This is a genomic window from Anoxynatronum sibiricum, assembly GCF_039414295.1.
GTDB lineage: Bacteria > Bacillota > Clostridia > Peptostreptococcales > Tindalliaceae > Anoxynatronum > Anoxynatronum sibiricum.
In genome coordinates, this window is the sequence record NZ_JBCITM010000008.1 from 69869 (window position 1) to 86330 (window position 16462).

14 protein-coding genes are annotated in these 16462 nt (G+C 52.3%); all 14 read right to left on the bottom strand.

What is annotated here, in order from left to right; genetic code table 11:
* Positions 1 to 108 precede the first annotated feature (108 nt).
* Entirely contained in the window at positions 109 to 1125 is a 1017-nt protein-coding gene (gene galE / locus AAIG11_RS09260) for a UDP-glucose 4-epimerase GalE (RefSeq protein ID WP_343185964.1), read from the bottom strand.
* Positions 1126 to 1225: 100 nt separating this feature from the next.
* On the bottom strand, positions 1226 to 3001 hold the full coding sequence (locus AAIG11_RS09265) for a DUF4832 domain-containing protein (RefSeq protein ID WP_343185965.1): 1776 nt from the start codon (positions 2999 to 3001) through the stop codon (positions 1226 to 1228).
* Positions 3002 to 3117: 116 nt separating this feature from the next.
* Positions 3118 to 4650, bottom strand: a complete 1533-nt coding sequence (locus tag AAIG11_RS09270; RefSeq protein WP_343186067.1) for an oligosaccharide flippase family protein — start codon at positions 4648 to 4650, stop codon at positions 3118 to 3120.
* Between the two features lie 40 nt (positions 4651 to 4690).
* A complete protein-coding gene (locus AAIG11_RS09275; protein WP_343185966.1) occupies positions 4691 to 5830 on the bottom strand; it encodes a glycosyltransferase in 1140 nt (379 codons plus the stop codon).
* Between the two features lie 66 nt (positions 5831 to 5896).
* Entirely contained in the window at positions 5897 to 6526 is a 630-nt protein-coding gene (locus AAIG11_RS09280) for a GNAT family N-acetyltransferase (protein WP_343185967.1), read from the bottom strand.
* Positions 6495 to 7307, bottom strand: a complete 813-nt coding sequence (locus AAIG11_RS09285) for a hypothetical protein (protein ID WP_343185968.1) — start codon at positions 7305 to 7307, stop codon at positions 6495 to 6497. Before AAIG11_RS09285 ends, AAIG11_RS09280 begins: the two co-directional genes overlap by 32 nt.
* Positions 7308 to 7358: 51 nt before the next feature.
* Positions 7359 to 8141, bottom strand: a complete 783-nt coding sequence (locus AAIG11_RS09290) for a hypothetical protein (RefSeq protein ID WP_343185969.1) — start codon at positions 8139 to 8141, stop codon at positions 7359 to 7361.
* A gap of 37 nt (positions 8142 to 8178) precedes the next feature.
* On the bottom strand, positions 8179 to 8967 hold the full coding sequence (locus AAIG11_RS09295) for a DUF2334 domain-containing protein (RefSeq protein WP_343185970.1): 789 nt from the start codon (positions 8965 to 8967) through the stop codon (positions 8179 to 8181).
* Complete coding sequence (locus AAIG11_RS09300) at positions 8957 to 10102, bottom strand: glycosyltransferase (protein ID WP_343185971.1); 1146 nt, start codon at positions 10100 to 10102, stop codon at positions 8957 to 8959. The genes AAIG11_RS09295 and AAIG11_RS09300 overlap by 11 nt, the downstream gene beginning before the upstream one ends.
* Positions 10093 to 11724, bottom strand: a complete 1632-nt coding sequence (locus tag AAIG11_RS09305) for an O-antigen ligase family protein (protein WP_343185972.1) — start codon at positions 11722 to 11724, stop codon at positions 10093 to 10095. The genes AAIG11_RS09300 and AAIG11_RS09305 overlap by 10 nt, the downstream gene beginning before the upstream one ends.
* Positions 11725 to 11764: 40 nt before the next feature.
* Positions 11765 to 12445 (bottom strand): YveK family protein, encoded by a 681-nt coding sequence (locus tag AAIG11_RS09310; protein WP_343185973.1) that lies wholly within the window; start codon positions 12443 to 12445, stop codon positions 11765 to 11767.
* Positions 12445 to 13560 carry a glycosyltransferase family 4 protein gene (locus AAIG11_RS09315; protein ID WP_343185974.1) on the bottom strand — a complete coding sequence of 372 codons (1116 nt, stop codon included), beginning with the start codon at positions 13558 to 13560 and terminating at the stop codon, positions 12445 to 12447. The genes AAIG11_RS09310 and AAIG11_RS09315 overlap by 1 nt, the downstream gene beginning before the upstream one ends.
* A complete protein-coding gene (locus AAIG11_RS09320) occupies positions 13557 to 14777 on the bottom strand; it encodes a glycosyltransferase family 4 protein (RefSeq protein WP_343185975.1) in 1221 nt (406 codons plus the stop codon). Before AAIG11_RS09320 ends, AAIG11_RS09315 begins: the two co-directional genes overlap by 4 nt.
* Positions 14778 to 16313 (bottom strand): sugar transferase, encoded by a 1536-nt coding sequence (locus AAIG11_RS09325; RefSeq protein ID WP_343185976.1) that lies wholly within the window; start codon positions 16311 to 16313, stop codon positions 14778 to 14780. It abuts the gene before it with no gap.
* Between the last annotated feature and the right edge of the window lie 149 nt (positions 16314 to 16462).

A 16462-nucleotide genomic window follows, 5' to 3' on the forward strand; every position in this document is an offset into this window, starting at 1 on the left:
TTTTTATGTTAACATAATAGTTCATGAGCGCAATAGGACCATTGGGTAAAATTCCCTTCACCAATGGTCCTTTCATGGCAACAGAGCCGAAAAGTCAGCACCACATCTTTATTCTTCCACATAGCCTTCCGGATTCTGTTGCTGCCAGCGCCAGGAATCCCGGCACATATCCTCCACGGTTTTTTGTGCTTTCCAGTCCAGTTCTTTTTCTGCCAGAGCAGGATCTGCATAGCAGGCATCAATATCGCCAGGTCGCCGGGGAGCCATCACATAGGGAATTGTCTGGCCTGTCGCTTTCTGAAAGGTGTTGACCAGATCCAGTACGCTGTAGCCGATACCCGTCCCCAGGTTATAGGCCCTGACGCCGGTGATGTGCTGCAGTTTTTCAAGGGCCTTGAGATGCCCCACTGCAAGGTCATTCACATGGATGTAATCCCGCACGCCGGTGCCGTCATGAGTGGCATAGTCGCTGCCAAAAACACTGAGTTCCTTCCGTTTGCCCACGGCCACCTGGGTGATGAAGGGCATCAGGTTGTTGGGAATGCCATTGGGATCTTCACCCATGGTGCCGCTTTCATGGGCGCCGATGGGGTTGAAGTACCGCAGCAGCACCACCTGCCACTGGGGATCGGCGGCCTGAAGATCCCTGAGAATCTCTTCGATCATCAGCTTGGTGCGCCCATAGGGGTTGGTGGCACTGGTGGGAAAATCCTCCGAAATGGGAACCGATACAGGGATACCGTAAACTGTGGCCGAAGAGCTGAACACCAGCCGCTTCACCCCGTGGCGGGCCATCACCTGGCTGAGAAGCACCGTGCCCGTCACGTTGTTATGGTAATAACGCAGAGGCTGTTCCACCGATTCCCCCACTGCTTTCAGACCGGCAAAGTGGATGACTGCCTCCACCTGATGCGCCGCAAAAATAGCCTCCATGGCTGGTTCGTCCAGTAAATCCGCCTCGTAAAAACGAACTGTTTTACCTGTGATGGCTTCCATGCGCCGCAATACTTCCCGCTTGCTGTTGGAAAGATTATCCATCACAATCACTTCATACCCTGCCTGCAGCAGCTCGATGCAGGTATGGCTGCCGATATAGCCGGTACCACCGGTCACCAAAATTGACATCAATCTTCACCTGTCTTTCTTCAGTTCTTTTTGAAAACTCTTTATGATAACTCTTTGTGGCTGTGTATCTGGACTGCCCTGTTTCTCCACTGTTTCCCACTCAATTCAGCATTCTGAATATATCCGCCAGGGCACTGCGGCGGGTCACGGTTACTTCGCCCACATAGACCAGATTGTTTCGCTGAGGCACTTCTCTCACTGTCAGGCGCACCGGTGCCTCACCGGTTTCCGGGTTGACGATGCCCACCCACAGACCGTATGTGCCTGGCGTCAGCTCCTCGGGCACCTCCAGCCGGGTTTCATGAGTCTCCACCATTTGAGGAAACAGCGTTCTCACCCGCTCACTCACCACTGCTTCAGCCACTGTTTCTCCCGCAGACGTCTGAAGACGCAGCACGATGGGCCAGTCTTCATAAAAGGGGGCCGTTCCCTCATTGCTCCAGGTGCTTTGAACCGTCAGGGCATTCCCCGCTGTCACCCGGTCGCTGTGGGCGGCCTGACGTATCATGAACCGGTAACCGATATGACTGAACAGCTTTTCCTGGTTCACCCGGGTCTCATTGTCCATGTAGAAAAAAGCTTCATTCAGCCAGGTGATGTGCGTATCCCGGGCCATTTGAATGGTGGCGTCAATGTAGGCATTGGTGAGAAAGCGCTGGTCGCCGGTGTAGAGAAATTCTCCCCCTGAAGGCGCTGTTCTCCAGAAATCCGGCATGGCCGGATGCGTGTCTCCCGTGTAATGATCCACGTATCCGTTTTCATACCAGTTTTGATGATACTGATACGTATCCACCGCTGATCCAAAGGCATGGTTGTGGAGGCCGAAGTGATGATCCAGCGCCACCTGCCGGGGATATCGGACGCTCACCAGTGTCTGCTGAAACACTTCAGCATACTTTTCTTCGTACTGGGAAGCGATTTCTTTCACCGGGTATCTTCCCGCTGCTCCCGCCTGCTGGATAAAATGGGTGTGCATCTCTCCCCAGTGCCCCAGGCTTCCCATGACAATGGCATAGGTTTTGTCGTTGTCATAGCGTTCTGCCACTGCTTCCAGTGCCTGGTGATGATATGCCATGAGCAGGGGGCTGGCATAATTGGGGCTGAACCCGCCCCGGTATTCCACCCCGCCATCGGGCAGGTCCATTTTCCATCGGTAGAAGGTTCCCACGCCGGGGATATCGGCAGTGTCGGCAAAGGTGGCGTTAAACTGACGGATCACCTGCCGGTCATTGCGAATCAGCTGAAGGGCCCTTTCCGCCTCCCGCACGGCTTCCTGGTTCCCCAGGCGACGGGCTTCTTCCAGGCGCCGACTGTAGTCAGCCGCCGCTTCTTCTTTCAAGGCTTCATACATCCACAGAGGAATGTCAATGTGTGCTTCGGTAATTTCCCGGCTCAGGGTGGGATAATCCATCACCAGCATGAGCATGTACTGGTTTTGCTGTTCTTCAATCCAGTACCGGAAATTGTTTTGCTCCTCCACTTTACTGAAATCAATGTTTCCTTTTTCTCCTTCAATTTCCCGCCAGGTATAGCCAGCCACCACCATCGTACCTTCCACATAACGGGTGCGGTACTTGGCAGGGGCCACTGCCCCCATAAAAGGATTGGGCAAATAGTTGGTGTCTTCCTGAAAAATCACCTGCCGGATGGATTGGGCCACAGGCAGCGCCCCCTCCAGTTCCTGCAGCCGGTTCATTCGGGGCATCCTCACCAGCAGGACGGCGGCCGCCAGCACTGCCATCACTATCAGCATTCGCCGAAAACCAGGTTTTTCAAGCAGTTGCCTGCCGTCTCCCGGCTTTCCTGCAGCTGGTTGCTGACGTTGCCGAAAGAACACTGTTGCTTTTTCATGCAGCTCTGTTCCCGTGATGTTCATGGTGATTTCACCCCTTTGTGCATCCATGCTTTTTTCATACCCAAAATGACGTGGGTGGAACGTTTTAATTGAAGACCACCGATGGTGCCCGGTGCAGCTGCCTCCAGTCATGTCCTTTACGGCGCCTCTTTTTTTACAAGTTTGCCCATTCCCAGCCGCCGCAGAATGCTTATGCGTTCCTCAGGTGTGAGCAGCACTGCAAAAATCAGGGGGAGAAACAGCAGGTTCAGCAGCATCCCCTTTGTCAAAAATCCGGTCAGGACGGTACCGTCCAGCAGCCGGTTCAGCCCGTATCCAAATGCCAGGGCAAGGCCTGAAACCACACCGTTTTTCAGGAAAACCACCCGAAAATAATGCATCAAATCCAGCTGCAGCAGTTTTCGGTAATAAAAGTTGGTCATGACAAAGGATCCCAGAAACAGGGTGGTGGCCGTGGCCAGGGCTGCTCCCATGGGGCCGATGCGCTGGACCAGATAGACGGTTGCAACAATGTTCACAATGGCGCTTCCCAGATAGATATAGGTGCTGATTCGGTGCCGCTTCATTACGTACAACAGTTCAACTCCGGTACTCTGTGCCAGAATCAGCCAATAGGGAATCAGAATGGTAATGGCGTACACATAGGTCATGGGATAGCGATGACCTATCCAGAGCACGACAAAATCCCGCCCCAGCACCAAAAAATTGACCACTGCAAAGCTCATGAGAATGGCCAGCACCCTGGAACTGCGGGTAAAGAGACTGCTGGCCCGGGCCTTGGACTCTTCCAGATCTTTCACCACGTAGTGGGCCATGAACTTGGGAAGAAACAGCCCGGAGAAAGCGACGCTGTAGCGATAGAAATAATCGATGAGCCGTTGGCTGAGGGCATACTCGGCAATGACCTCCGCATTGGTGAACATGCCCAGCACAATGTTGTCGGTGTTCCAGTAGAGGGTATGGGCCACTCCTGACAGAAACACAAAGGTGGTGTATTGAAACAGTTTGTGAAAAAGGGCCTTATCCAGATGAAAGAGCCTGATTTTCAGCTGATACTTGAACACCGACACCAGCGCAAAGAGTAGATTGGCCGACTGCACCAACATCATTTCCACCAGAAACACTGCCACAATGCCGCCGCCCAGCCGCAGAACCGTTGTTACTGTCAGCAGTTTCAACAGCGCTTTCACCGTTCCAATATTGAACAGCAGGGAGAAATGCCCCCGTCCCCGAAGATGCGACTGAAACAGGGAAGCAGGAATGTTCAGCCCTGCATTGGCCGCCGCAATGAGAAAACTGGTTTTTGCCAGTGTCAGCTCAGTGCCGGTAAAAGCAAAAATATGCCCAAAATAATGGTACAGCACCGCCACACCGCCAAGAAAAACCAGACCGGTGCCTATGTACAGGGTCAGCACAATGGAGACAATGGCGCCCTCCATCTCCTCTTTCTTTTCCTCAGCATATTTGGCCACATACCGTTCAATGGTTTTTCCCAGCCCCATGCTCATGAGTTCGGAATAAATGGTAAGGCTGATGACAAACTGGTAGATGCCATAATGGCCTTTTCCCACATGGGACTCCACAATGGGCACCAGAATCAATGCAGCCAGAATATTGATGAATAAATTGGTATAGGATGACAGGGCATCCCGCCGAAGCGACTGTTCCATTTTTTTCACCTGTGCTTCCCTGTGGAATGGCTGAAACGTATCATGCGAACCGCTGCCGGATCATCGCCGCATAGGGTTCCCCCATGACTTCCATCTGGTGATGCTCTCGTCCATAATTCAGTGCACCTGTTCCCAGCTGCCGCAGGGTGTCATTGTCAAGCTGGCGCAGGAACTTTTCCAGCTGCTGCATGTCATCATGGCAGCAGATTCCCAGCCCATGGCGGGTTATGACGCCGTCGGGATCCACCTTTAGAGAGGCAATGGGAGCACCTCCCAGGCAGGCCTGTACGAAAGAATTGGGAAACCCCTCATATTCAGAGGTGTTCACCAGTGCCCTGGCACTGTTGTAATGCGCCTGGATTTCTCGAAAAGGTACCGATGGCAAAAAAGTGAGATTGGGCAGTGATTTGGCCAGGGTAATCATTTCTGCGGCCTGGGCCAGAAATGCCGGTGGTTCCATGGGTGAAGGGGGCGGCATGATCATTTTAAAAGATAAATGAGGCAATTGCTGTGCCAGCTGCAGAAACAACCCGGGTCGTTTCAGGGCAATGCACCGGCCTACCCAGAGAATGTCTTTTTTCTCATGAAAACAGATGGCATCCCCCGCAGGGAACCCATTGGGCACCACCCGGCTTTCCACCTGCATACGTTCTTTTAGAAGCCGCTGCTGCTGCACCGTCTGGGTCAGCACCTCATCGGCCCGATACAACCCCAGGCGGTAGAGGTGATAGGCGCGCCTGCCACCGGCAGCTGAAGGGCTGGTGAAAGCGGTGTCGTTGTCGGAGGCCAGCCGGTGGATCATATATTTATTGCGGAACACTTTAAAAAACAACGCAGCCCATCCCACCATGTCATTGGCCATTTCTGTCAGCATGACCTGAGCCGGACTCCGCCACAGAGTGTGCCACAGCCGGCTGTAAAAGACCAGTTTCTGTTTGGGCGTTTTCTGGTGCCAGCCAAAATAACGGATTTTTTCCAGCTGCACCCCATCCCTGATCTCCGGTTCATCGGGCTGCCCAAAATCACCCACGTAAAAGATCACTGAGAAATCTGGCTGCTGCGCCAGATACACCGCCAGATTATACTGGTCCACCTCTGCACCGCCAAAGGCGGGAGGTGCATCAGGATTAAACAGGGGATAGGCATTGGCGGATAAAAAAGCGATCTGAGTTTTCTTCACACCTGATACCCCTCTCTCTTTCAAGTCATTCTCAAATGCGGCAGGCTACTCCCGCAAATCTTCTGTTCATGCATCGTCTTCCCATGTTCGAACCATATTGATTTTTTTAAATCGCAGATCGATATGATGAATGGTTTGATAACGACGGAATCCATATCGCCGAATGGCTTTTTCTGAAAATCGGTTCCCTTCATCCACCATGGTACTGGCTGTGTCACAGCCTTTTTTCTTTCCCAGTTCCAGCAGCGCCTGTGTGGCATATTTTTGTGCTCCCCGATTGCGGTGCTGTTTAAACGTATAGCCGTCGAAAAGAAACACGTTGCCCGCTTCATCCGGTACCAGGTATTCCATGGACTCATCATAAGTTTCCCGGAAGGCAAGGCAATAATACCCCAGAATCTGCTCTGCTGCGTCCATTACCACATACACCCGCTCTTTTGTCTCTTTTTTTAGTCTTTCTGCCAGTTTATCCAGTTTTTCCGGCAGAATCTCGTCAGGATACGCCTGAATCATACGCTGAAACAGCCTGTGATTCATCTCTGACAGCTTCAATCCTTCATCGCCTGGCACCGGCGCCACATGCTTCAGTTTTACCCGGTAAACATGAGTACGCAGGTAAACACGCCCAAGGATCCGCCGAAGGATTCCTTCTATTCCCTCTGTTTTAATGATGAAAACCAGCTTTCCAGGTGACATAAGATATCCCTTCTCTTCTCTTCTGATTCCAGTTCTGCCACTTCTTGAAGATGCACAATAACCGCCCCTTCCATGTCAGTGGATAGCAAAACTCATACTCTTTTAGTATTTCACCATGGAACCCTTCCTTATAGTGGTTCACCTGCTGCCACGAAAGTTCGCCATCAGCAGGCAGCAGCCCCCCCAGGTCATAGAGATGTTTGCCCTTTTCTTTCCAGAAAAGCATGCACCGATACTCCACTGTTTTACTCACGGCAGAAATCAACTGAATGCGGTGTGCCTCCGTTTCATTCAACCGTTCTGTGAACCCAAAATAGGGCAGCACTTTTTCTGTGTCTTCAATCAGAATGCGCTGCAACAGAATCCGACCCTCATACCATGCCGTTACCATGCCAATGCGGTGATGGGCCAGCAGCTGGTACACCCGCTGGCGTTCTGAAGGTTCAAATCCCTTCGCTCGGGTAAAGTCATCATATTTCTCCAGGAAACCGTCCACCTGCTCTTTCGTCGGTGTTTCTTCAATTTCAATGACAAGGGCTTCATCCCGGAGCATCCGTCGAATGGCCTTACGGGTACTGTCACGAAATGACCTCAGCATTGCCTCTTCATCACGATTTAAATCAATGACTGCTGTGGCATACTCCTGGGCACCGGGATAAGACTCACGGCAGAAGAAATAATAGACCACATCATAACCAGGATCTCTGCGCATGATTTCAGGGGCGTAATACACATCTTTGATGTGCAAAAATCCTTTCAATCGATCTCCCACTTCAAACATGGCTTTCCGCTCCTTTGAAGGTATTTTTCATTAGCAATTTCTTCCGGCACCTTACCCGATGCCTCCCTGCAGTGCTTTCAACCGGCAAAACAACCAGCCTTTCAGTGTCACCGGCTGCATGAAATGATATTCAGTGGCGATCTCGCCTCCAAACCCCAGTTTGTAGTGGTCCACATTGCCCGCTTCCGGGTTTTCCGGATCAAGGGTCAGTCCGCATAAATCGTAGTGGGCCTTCCCGCTCTCCCGGGTATACAGCATACACTGGTAATCCAGTGCCCGGTTCATTTTGCCAATAAGACTGACTTTTTCAGTATCTTCTTCAATGGAGAAACGGGTGTTGTAACCATAATAGGCCACCATTTTTTTGTCTGCTTCAACCAGCAGAAACTGGCACAACACTTCTTCTTCCAGTCTGGCAGTGGCCAGCGCCAGTCGTTCTTCCCCCGCCAGCAGGTGCACCAGTTCCCGGTTGCAGGGCTGAATGCCCTTTTGGGATGCAAACTGGTCATAGGCTGAGACGAAGGCCTCCAATTTTTCGCCCCCGCTTTGTTGGAGGCTGCTGAGCGCCTTCACCTCCAGGGAGATGTGTGGATTCTCCATGGCCCGCCGAACGGCGTTTCGAGTGCTTTTTCGGAAGGAAGCCAGCAGGGCTTCCGGCTCCCGGGAAACATCAATGAGGAGGGTGTGAAATGGTTTGGACCCAGGCCCGGAAACTTTGCAGTGATAATAATAAATCACATCAATATCCGGTGACGGCGGCTGGAGCGCAGGGGCATAGTAGAGATCTTTAATGCGGATGAATCCCAGTTTGGTCCGATGGTTGATTGCAAACACAACGTTAGCCTCCTGATCTTAGGTGAATTGACGGAATTCAGCGTTCCTGATCAACAACCGATTGGTGCTTTATTGCCCGCAGAGGGCGCACCCCACAGTGGTAGATCATCCGTTTCAGCTTGAACAGACTGTTCAGCGGGCCATGATACCACTGCAGGGGAAGGCTGGCCACCTGAGAAAAGGGCATGATGACATCATTCGTTTTCAGATGATCTTCAATTTCTTTCATGGCAGCTTCTTCCAGATCATCCAGGTGAAGGCAGATGGTGAAGACCCCCACCGGGAAGGGTTTTTGAGACTGCCAGTTTTGCTGAGGAACAAAAATCAGTCCATGACGCTGGTAAGGATACACTGCCACACCGTCGGTGACGTAGCGAAATCCCAGCTTTTTCAGGGCACGAAAAGTGTTGTCATCACTGGTGTGCGAGGGCGCCATCCAAATGTCGCTTTCCAGCCCCTGGGCCCGCAGCATGGCCTGTCCGTCACGAATCATCTGGTATTGGGTCTCATAAGGGAGACCGGCAAACTCTGAGCTGGATACCCTGCCATAGAGACGCTGGTTGACGGACTGCTGCCGGGTGGTGTATAAATGCCGATAGCCATGCTGGGCAATTTCGGCTCTCTTTTCTGCCACCAGGGTACGCATGATCTGGTGAAAATCTTCCCGGGGCGGGTCAAACTGAAGGCTTTTATCCTGATTATCCGGGATGACCCCCAGCAAAGGCACCACGCCCCGCTGTTGAAACATGGCCATCACCCGTTCAAAACGGGACCACATCATAGCCGGATGAATGTCGTCAATGCGATAGATATACTTAACCTCCATGACTGCCTCCCTTCATTTCCATCAGCAGCTGGTGATACGCCTCCACCATCTGCCGCCGGTCAAAGTGTTGCCGGGCATGGTGATAAGCTGCTTCTCCCATGGGTTTCCAACGTTCATACTGCAGTATATTTCGCAGGCATTCCGTCAGTTGCTCCACATTTCCGGCAGGGTACAGGTATCCATTGATACCCTCCTCCACAATTTCAGCAGCACCGCCAATATCTGACAGTACCGCCGCCTTTTTCATGGCCTGGCTTTCAATGGCGGCAATGGAAAGCGTCTCCACCGAATCAGAGGAAAGCACAAACACATCCAACACCGCCAGATACGGTCGTACATCCGTAATGTGTCCGGTGATATAGACCGTTTCTTCCATCCCCAGCTCCCGGATGCGCTTTTCAATATGCGCCCGTTGATCTCCGTCACCGATGAGGAGCAGCTTCACCGGGTGACCGTCAGATTTCAAACGGTGGACGGCTTCCAGCAGATCCTGGTGTCTTTTTTCAACGCGGAAACTGGAGCAGTTGCCGATGATTACCTGATTGGGTTCATACGCCAACAGACGTCGGGTGGCCGTTATTTTTGCCTCTTCCTGCAAAAAATCATGAAACCGCTCCAAATGAATGCCATTGTGAATGGTACGGGAATGATGAAGGCGCAGCCCTTTATGGGTTCTCAGCCAGTAATCCTTTTGCTTTTCACTGACAAATACCAGCCGGTTGTTCTTTTTCAGCAGGCGGGTAAGGTACCACCGCTGAAAGCGTTCTTTGACATCCCGGGGAAGGGTGGAATGGAATACCGTGGCCACCGGCAGGCAGGCACTGCTTCCCATGGCAGCCAGCCGGAAATAAAGGGCCGGGTACAGGTCCACGCACAACACCAGGTGAGGCTGAAAAACTGACAGGCGTTCTTTCAGTGCTTTCACCACCCGCCTGTCCAGGTAGCTTTTTTTCTTTAGGATGTGAAATCGGATTTCCGGGCGGCCTTTATCAATGATTTCCTGCTTATGGTCCAGTACGGCAATTTCGATGTTATAGCCCCTGTCCACCAACCCATTGGCAAGTTCAAGGGTCTGCATTTCAGCTCCCCCGAAAGTCATGCTGCTGATGATGATAAGAAGCTTTGTCACGCCCATTCCACACCCTCCCCTTCCAGACTTGCCGGCGGCTGTTCCCAGCCCCTATTGGTCATCGTGGCTGTAGTGGCTTTTGGGGATTTACCAACTTCCCCTCTTGCTGTTGATTCCAAAAATCGTTGCTTCTTTTCCTGTCCAATGATCACAAAGGCCAACGCCATCACCATGTAAAAATAGGCATTGGTCAATTGAGGCAGCAAAAAACTGTCTGTTAATCCCCGGCCTAAAAAACAGCCCAGAGAGGTGAGCAGCCCCGCTGCCACATGCAGTTCTTCAATGCTTCCCGAGCGGCGCCGCCGGTAAAAAGCCCTGAGCAGCCCCGTCAGCACGTATCCCAAAAACCCCAGATAGAATGCCAGCCCAATGATGCCCGTGTCCACCAGTGTGTCCAGAAACATGTTGTGGGAATGGGTGACCCGGAGCATTCGTCCATTTCGAAATGTCTGAAAATCCATGATTCCGTAACGACCGTAGCCTGCCAGTGTCTGCCATGGGTGGGTGGCTGTTCGCTGGCGCCATTCCCGCATCACCGGCCGCCAGATTTCATCGGTTCTGCCGGCGGTGATCACATTTCGCTCACCGCCCTCCAGACCAGTAAGGGCCCGCTCAGTAACGCCGGGCATGGCCACGGCCACCAGCACCACCAACACCACCACCGGTAAAATCAGCCGGTATTGTCGGGTGAGCATCACAATGGCAGCAATGGAAAGGAGAATCATGGCATAGGCGGTACGGGAGTAAATTAGCGTTGCTGCCACAAGGGAAAGCGCCGCTGCCACATAAAACCACCGGCGATATTTACCACGGGGTACCAATGCCATGGCCAGCATGAGGGGGAATCCCACAATGATAAAGTCTGCCAGATTGTTGCCGTGCATTCCCAGTGTCTCCAGGCCAATGATATCACGCACCGTTGAAAAATCAGCGCCTGGCGGCACCTTCAGCACCCAGGTGCCCACAATCACACCGGAAAAAAGACTCATGGACAGGGCCAGATAGAACAACACCCGTCGTATTTCTTTTCCCTGACGAATACTCCCGGCAATCATTAGAAAGGGGATGCTGGTGAGAAGGGGAATCAACCCGTGGGAAAGAAAGAACTTCACAGGGCTGTAGCTTTCCTGCCAAAATTCCCGGGCAAAGCCGGCCACATGGCCGGTACGAAAAATGGCTGCTGTGAGCAGCAGCAGGCTGCCGGCATAAAACACCGCCGCCGGTCTCAGTTCCCGAAAATCTGGCTTCCGATTCAGCAAAAACCCCAAAAGCAGCAACAGCAGCAGGATGTTGTTAATTCTGGCACCGGGTACCGGCAGCAACTGGGCCGTGAACAGAGTGGAAGCAGAGAGAGGCAAAACAGGAATCACCGCTGCCAGGCACAGGGTATCACTGCTCAGAAGAAGGGCGGCCAGCAGAAGGGCGCCGGGGATCATCACAATCATGTAGGGAGACTGTGCCGCCATCATAACAGCAGCCAACAGTGCCATTGTGGACAGCCCTCCCACCCAGAGGAGGTCCGGCAGTGCCATGGTATTTTTTTCAATCATTGCTGTCACCTTCTCTTTTGAGCTTCTCTTGACTGCATTTCCTGACTGCAGTTCCTTGATGCGTCTCTTCTGATTCACTATCGTTGCATTTATTCCCGCGGTTTCTTAGTCTGCCGCATCAATCATCGGTGGACGGTTTTTGATCCCGTTCCCGGAGCCGCTGGCTTCTCATGCGGGACATGGGTTCCACTTCCACCAGGGTCATCAACAGCACAATGGCCATTCCCATCAGCACGCCCCCCAGCACGCCCAGCACCCACAAATGCTTTTTGCCAAGACCGGCAATGCCTTCAGGTCGTTCGGCCGTTCGAATCACATGAATGAAATCCTGGCCAGTGAGGTCCATCACCATTTGATCAATGGTCCAGGCAACGGTGTCTGCCGCTAACCGGGCTCCCTCTGCATCAGGATAGCGCACTGTCACGTGAACCACCCGGGCATTCAGAACTGTTTCTGTTTCCACGCTTTTTAGAAAGGTCTCTTCGTCATAGCTGTTGCCGTCACCCAACTCCTGCTGCAATGCCCGGTTCACCGCCTGGCGCACCTGGGTGCTGAAAATCAGTTCCGGAATATCGTTGACGATTTTCTCCGCAATCTGCACCTCCTGCAGCATCACATACGCTTCATAAGCCTCATCATCGCCCGGGTTCCGGCTCACCAGCAGCGAGGTGGAAGCCTCATAGGCAGGCTGGAAGGTGCGGATCACTGAGAGAAACATGCTCAGCACCATGATCACGGTCACCACCCCGATGAGGGGTAGAGATTTCATCACATTTCGAAAATAGCGCACCACTGTCATCACCCTTTTTGATTAGTCAGTTTCCGATAGATTTTTTCTGTTTCCATTGTGACAGTATCCCAGTCATAGGTTTTCTGAATATAATCCTTCAGTACCTGGGGATGAAAGCATTCCCGGCGGCGGGCCTCTTCCCTCAAAAGACCTGTCAGTGCATCCCGGAGAGAATCCACATTTCCCTGACGGAAGCTGAGGCCGTGGTTTTCCACCACTGCCAGATTTTCTTCAATGTCACTCACCAGGCACAGACACCCCTGGCTCATGGCCTCCAGCAGGCTGATGGGAAGCCCTTCAATATCTGAGGGAAGCACATAGGTATAGGCATTGGCATATAACCGTTGCAGCGTTTCTTCATCCTGGAAGCCCACCAGGCTCACCCGGGGGTCTGCTGCTGCCTTTTCCCGGAGGAGCGCCGTATATTCCTGGTTATACGGATTATCGCCGGCGATGATGAGTTTCTTGTCTGTGTCCACCTGCCGGAAGGCATCCAGCAGGTAATGGCATCCTTTTTCAGGCACCAGCCTGGCAACAAAAAGAAAGTAACTGTCTTTTTCGATGTTCATGGAAGACGCCAATGCTCCCAGAGATTCTGCCGGTTTCAGGTTAATCCCGTTTTGGATATAAGCCACGGAGGTACCGTATTTTTCCTTGTAGTAGGGCACCAGGGTTTTGGAAACACTGATGGTGGCATGGGGGAAGCGGGCAGTGGCATATTCTCCCAGCTTCAGGTAACGGGTGGCCAGCCCTTTCCACTTGGCCCTTTTCCAGTCAAGACCATGGACGGTGCACACCACTTTTTTGCCGGCAAGGCGGGGAATAAAGCTCATCACTGAGGGACCAAGGGCGTGAAAATGAACGATGTCATAAGAGCCAAAGGCGGTCTGTACACTGGCAATGATGGAATAAATCAGCGCCTCCAGAGAGTTCTTTTTCACCGTGAACACCGGTTTCAAAAGAGTGCCCCGGTAGGGTCCTGCATCTTTGCCGTAAATATTCCGGTTGTAAAGATGCACTTCATGCCCCCTGGCTGCCAGTCTGGCGGCAATTTCTTCCACGTGCACCTCTACGCCCCCCAGCCTTGAAGGAACGCGCTTATGGCCTATCATGGCGATTTTCATGGGTTGCTCCTCCCGTTTTTCAGCAGCGGTGTCACCAGATTCATCAGCCTTTCCCCGTAGGTGTCGATTGAAAAAGCCTCCACCTTTTGCCGGGCTTTCACCGCCATGGCCGCCGCTGTTTCAGGCCGGCTCCAGAGACGCTGCACCTGCTGCCGCAGGGCGGCTTCATCCGCTGCCGGAAACAACAGCCCATCCACTTCATGGTCCACCAACTCGGGGATTCCCCCAATACGGGATCCAATCACCGGGGTACCCACCATGAGGGATTCCAGCACTGCCATGGGACAATTCTCGTACCATTCGGTGGGGAGCAGGGTGGCCCTGGCTTCACCAATGAGCTTCACCAGCTCTTCTCCAGTCTTGAATCCCACAAACTTCAGGTTGTCGAGTTCTGCCTGCTTCACTTCTTCTTCCAGCTCACCGCCGCCGGCAATGAGAAAGGGCACCTCCGGCAGCGAGCGGATCACCCGCAGCAGGGTGGGGATTCCTTTTTGAATGGAAAGACGCCCGAAATAAAAAAAATAATCCTGTTTTTCAAATTGCATCTGGTCATAATCCCGTTTGATAAAATTATGAATGGTATGAATGCGACGCCTGTCTTCTCCAAAAGCAACCATTTTGTCGGCCAGAAACTGACTGGGAGCAATGAAGGCATCAATCATCTCATAGGTTCTCAACCGGTGATACAGCCATCCTTCCACCGCTCCAAACAAGCTTTTCACCCGGGAGTTGTGGATGCACCGATGACGCACACATTCGTGGTAACGCCGCCCCTTGCATTTTTCACAGATGGTGGTGTCATGTTCCCGGTACATCATATGGTTGGGACATACCAGCTGAAAATCATGGAGGGTTTGAATCATGGGGATTCCCTGGGCATGAATCTCATAGAGAATCGACGGTGTCAGCTGAAAGTTGATGTTGTTCAGATGCACGTAGTCCGGCTGAAAGTCCTGCAGCACCTGCCTGATTTTTTGCCTTGCCTCCCGGGAATAGATGATGCGAAAGGGGTAGGTGACCTGCCGCAGTGAAACCCCCCGGAACTCCACATGGCTCACATTCAGGTTCAACTCGTTTCCATAGACATTGCGGGAATCCTCCATGCCGAAAAACTGCACGTCATGCCCCTGCTGCCTGAGATAGTCTGCCAGTTCAAAGGCGTAGGTTTCGGCGCCTCCCCGGTGGTAGAGAAATTTATTGACCATGAGTATTTTCATTTAATGGGATCCCCTCCGCTGTAGCACCACTATGACCGTTTTGGCAATGATTTTGATATCCCGCCAGACTGTCCAGTTGGCAATGTAGGCATTGTCCAGTTTCACCACTTCTTCAAAATCAATGACGGCGGACCGGCCGCTGATCTGCCACATGCCGGTAATACCGGGAATCACTGAAATCCGCTTGTAGTGATGTGTCTGGTAATCTTCCACCTCTGCCACCGTGGGCGGCCGGGTGCCCACCAGACTCATGTCACCTTTCAGCACATTATAGAACTGGGGCAGTTCATCAAGGCTCGTTTTACGAAGAAACGCACCGATTCTCGTTACCCGGGGATCATTGGTCATTTTGAACATATGCCCCCGCATTTCGTTTTTGGCCTGCAGCTCTCTTTTTTTGGCCTCGGCATCATTGCACATGGAACGAAACTTTCGGATTTTAAACACACGACCGTTTTTTCCCACCCGGTCCTGGGTGAAAATCACCGGCCCGCTGCTTTCCAGCTTAATCAGCGGGGCAATCACCAGCCACGCAATGCCAAAGATCACCATTCCCACCAGTGACCCCACCATATCCAACAGTCGTTTGGCCATCAGCTGTTCTTCATTGAGGCTGACAGTATGAAATTTGACCGCCGGTATGTCATCAATCATGGTCACCATGGCCTGGGCAGAATGATAGTTCTGCCGCTTCAGCAGCATGGTGATGGTAATGCCCCTCTCCTGACAGGTTTTCAGAAGGGGCTCCAGCCGCTGGTCATAGGATAGTGACCGGGTCACCACCACTTCATCCACCACTTGGCGGTTGATGATGTCTTCCAGCTCATCCAGTCCGCCCAAATGTGGCAGGGGACCGTAGATCAGTGCCTGCAGGCTGCATTCCGGCAAAAGAAGGTCGCCATTTGTCGCTTCTCCCGGCAATGATGAATCCCGTGTTGCCTGCATGTCCGCCCCATCATCCATTCCTGCCGCTTCATGCCCGGGAGGATACTTGATGTGCAGGTACCCAATAATCCGATAGTTCAGATACTGGTGACGGCCAATGGCTTCCACATACTGCACCCCATTGGGCGACTGGCCTACCAGCAGCACATTTCGCACGTTTTCAGCCTGACGATTTCGGCTGCTGCGCATCCGATGATAGATCACCTTGCCGCAGGTGGAAATGACAAAAAAGATGACTGAAAACAGCAAATGATTCCTCTGGCGATAGTCTGTCAGCACAACCATCAGCAGCCCATAGGACAAGAAATGGCCGGCAGCAAAGGCAATCACAGACTCCAGCAGCAACCGGCCGGTGAGTGCCCTTGGACTTTCCATAAAGGAATCATACAGTTCAACAAAGAGAAAAACCAGCAGGTTCATCAGGGCAACAATACTCACATACCCGTAAATTTCTAGCCCGGATACAGGACGAAAACCTTCCGCCAGCCATCTTTCAGCCAACTGGATACTGATGATGACACTGGTGAGCATCATGACCATATCCAGCACCACATAAGTCATTCGTAATAGTTTTTTTTGCCATCGCAGCATGACGCCACCCCCTGGTTGTTGACGACTTCTTTTGGTGTGCCATCACCTTTTGGTGCACCAAAACTTATAATTATTTTAAAATTTTCAGATATTGTCGCCGGTCATATGTCTCTTCTTTTGTCGCCAAACATAAAACAGCCAGTCAGATT